Origin of the sequence: Sphingomonas sp. (assembly GCF_019242355.1) — a bacterium.
Lineage (GTDB): Bacteria > Pseudomonadota > Alphaproteobacteria > Sphingomonadales > Sphingomonadaceae > Sphingomicrobium.
Window position 1 is genome coordinate 1 of the sequence record NZ_JAFAVR010000224.1, and the last position, 2,333, is coordinate 2,333.

At 62.8% G+C, this 2,333-nt stretch carries 3 protein-coding genes; 1 reads left to right on the plus strand and 2 read right to left on the minus strand.

Annotation, left to right across the window (positions count from 1 at the left end; translation table 11 throughout):
* Positions 1-789, plus strand: a 789-nt coding sequence (locus JOZ79_RS11040; RefSeq protein WP_294074082.1) for an ATP-binding domain-containing protein, incomplete at its 5' end; no start/stop codon positions are given.
* 66 nt (positions 790-855) lie between these two features.
* On the opposite strand, the gene JOZ79_RS11045 is transcribed toward JOZ79_RS11040, so the two are convergent.
* Both JOZ79_RS11045 and JOZ79_RS11050 read right to left on the minus strand, forming a co-directional pair.
* Positions 856-1,047, minus strand: a complete 192-nt coding sequence (locus tag JOZ79_RS11045; protein ID WP_294074084.1) for a DUF6880 family protein — start codon at positions 1,045-1,047, stop codon at positions 856-858.
* 68 nt (positions 1,048-1,115) lie between these two features.
* Positions 1,116-2,333, minus strand: a 1,218-nt coding sequence (locus JOZ79_RS11050) for a phosphatidylserine decarboxylase family protein (RefSeq protein WP_294074086.1), incomplete at its 5' end; no start/stop codon positions are given.

Here is a 2,333-nt window from a genome sequence, read left to right on the forward strand (position 1 = left end):
GTCGGCCCCGGCCAGGTGCTCAAGGACGTTATCGCGAGCGGCGCAGTTCCCGTGGTGAGGTTGACGGAAGTGTTCCGGCAGGCCGCGACCAGCCGCATCATCACCAACGCGCACCGGATCAACGCCGGCGAGATGCCTGACCTGACCGCCCGCGGCGATGGCGACTTCTTCTACGTCGCCGCCGACGAGCCCGCCGATGTCGCGGACAAGGTGATCGAGCTCGTCTCCCGGCACATCCCGCGCCGGTTCGGCCTCGATCCCGCTCAGGACATCCAGGTGCTGAGCCCGATGCAGCGCGGCGGCGCGGGCGCACGGTCGCTTAACATGCTGCTGCAGCAGCGCATCAATCCGCCAACGGAACAGGCGGTCGAACGCTTCGGGCACCGCTACGGCCCGGGCGACAAGGTCATGCACATCATCAATGACCGCGAGCGCGACGTCTACAATGGCGATCTTGGCGTAGTGACCGCCGTCGAGCATGCGGAAGCTGAGCTGCACGCCCGCTTCGGTACGATCGATACAACATTTGATTTCGGCGAGCTCGACGCGCTCCAGCTCGCCTATGCGACGACGATCCACAAATCGCAGGGGTCGGAATATCCTGCCGTCGTCGTGCCGCTGACGATGCAGGCCTATACGATGCTGGGCCGCGAGCTCATCTATACGGCGGTCACGCGCGCGAAGAGGCTGCTCGTGCTGGTCGGATCGCGCAAGGCGCTCGCCATCGCGGTCAAACGCCGGCAGCCGCGGCGATGGTCGCTTCTTCACGAGCGCCTTCGCGCCCGTTGAGACCGATCAAGGCTGCCAGAAACCTGCTTTTCTGCCGTGAACCGCCCCGAGATTGTCGACATAGGCCTAATGATCGGGGAACGCGCCGTAGTCCTCGATCTTGGACGCGAGGCAAGCACATTCGCCGAGATGCCGCGCGGCGTGCTTGTACCGCGTCGCCTTCGTTCCGCTTAGCGTGAAATCGATCATCGCGCGCCGGATCAGCGTTGCGGCGAGTGGATATTTCTCCTCGAGGAAGTCGGCGGCTGGAGAGAGCAACTCATAATGGTCGCGACGAGATGCCGTCTCTCAGCAATCACGAGACGAATGATGAGCGACGCTCGAGATCAGCGGACTGTGGCGATCTTGGCGCAAATCGGAATGTTGGAGGCTTGCAGGCTTGGCTCCTGTCCATGCGTGTCGAACTCGAGGTCCAATCCTGGCCTGAAGAGAAGGCAAACAGTTGATCCCCCGAAGTGGAACATCCCGATCTCATCAGCCTTGGTGATATGCTGCCCTTCATAGACCTGGAGTTGGCACGTTGAGACGTCACCCATCCCGATGGGCATGAAGCAGAGGAGGCCGATCGCGGGGTTGTCGGCCTCGATGAAGATCAGGCCGCGCGTCGCGATCTCCGCGATATAGCCCTGCGATTCCATCGGGCCTGACGGGTCGTCGGCTTCTGCCAGCGTCTCGGAATAGTAAGTTCCGGGCTGAAGGCGCGCCTTGATCACGGTCCCGCTCACCGGCGCGTGCCAGCGGTGATAGCTGAGCGCCGAGAGATAAGCTTGGTAGGCGCTGCCGCCCACGAACTGCTCCGTCAGGGGGTCGTTCGCTAGCATGTGCTCCAGAGAGTAGCGCTGGCCCTTAACCCAGAAGCGATCGCGGCGCGCGATGCCGGAGGAGATGCGGTAGGGTGCAGCCTCGCAGGGGCTGACGATCACCGAATCATCGTCGGGTGCCTCTACCGGCCGTACTCCGGGTCTGAACCTCCGCGTGAAGAAGTCGTCCCAGGAGGCAAAGCCCTTATGCGGCGCTTCTGGTTCGCAGAGGAACTGCTCGTTGAACTTCGGCATGTCCTGCATGGCATGCTTGCCGAACCATCCGGTTTCCGGATCGTCATTCAGCACCGCCCGAGAGTCGGGCGTCATCAGAAACCTGCCCCATGCGTCGAGCATTTGCTTCAGGTGAAAATTCACGCCATCGTTCAAGAACGCAGCGAAGCCAGCAGGCGTGCCCATCGCGCGGTCCAGGATCGCGTTAAACGGCGTCCCGACCACGCCGCTTCGATTGTATTCCGGCGCCCGGGTCAAGAGGACATTCAACAGCCGTAGCAGGGTCTTGTAGTCGCGTACCTGCGCCTCGCCGGCAGCCTCGTCGGCATAGGGGGCCTTGGTCGAGGCCTGCTCGAACATTTGATGGAACAGCATATAGGCTTCGGCGTCGCTCTCGATGAACGCCTCAAAATGCGCGATGACGGGGTGCAGGGGCGTGCGACTGTTCGCGGCGTCACCCATCAATCGGGTGAGCCACGCGCGGTGCACATCAGGGTCTGACGGGAGCCA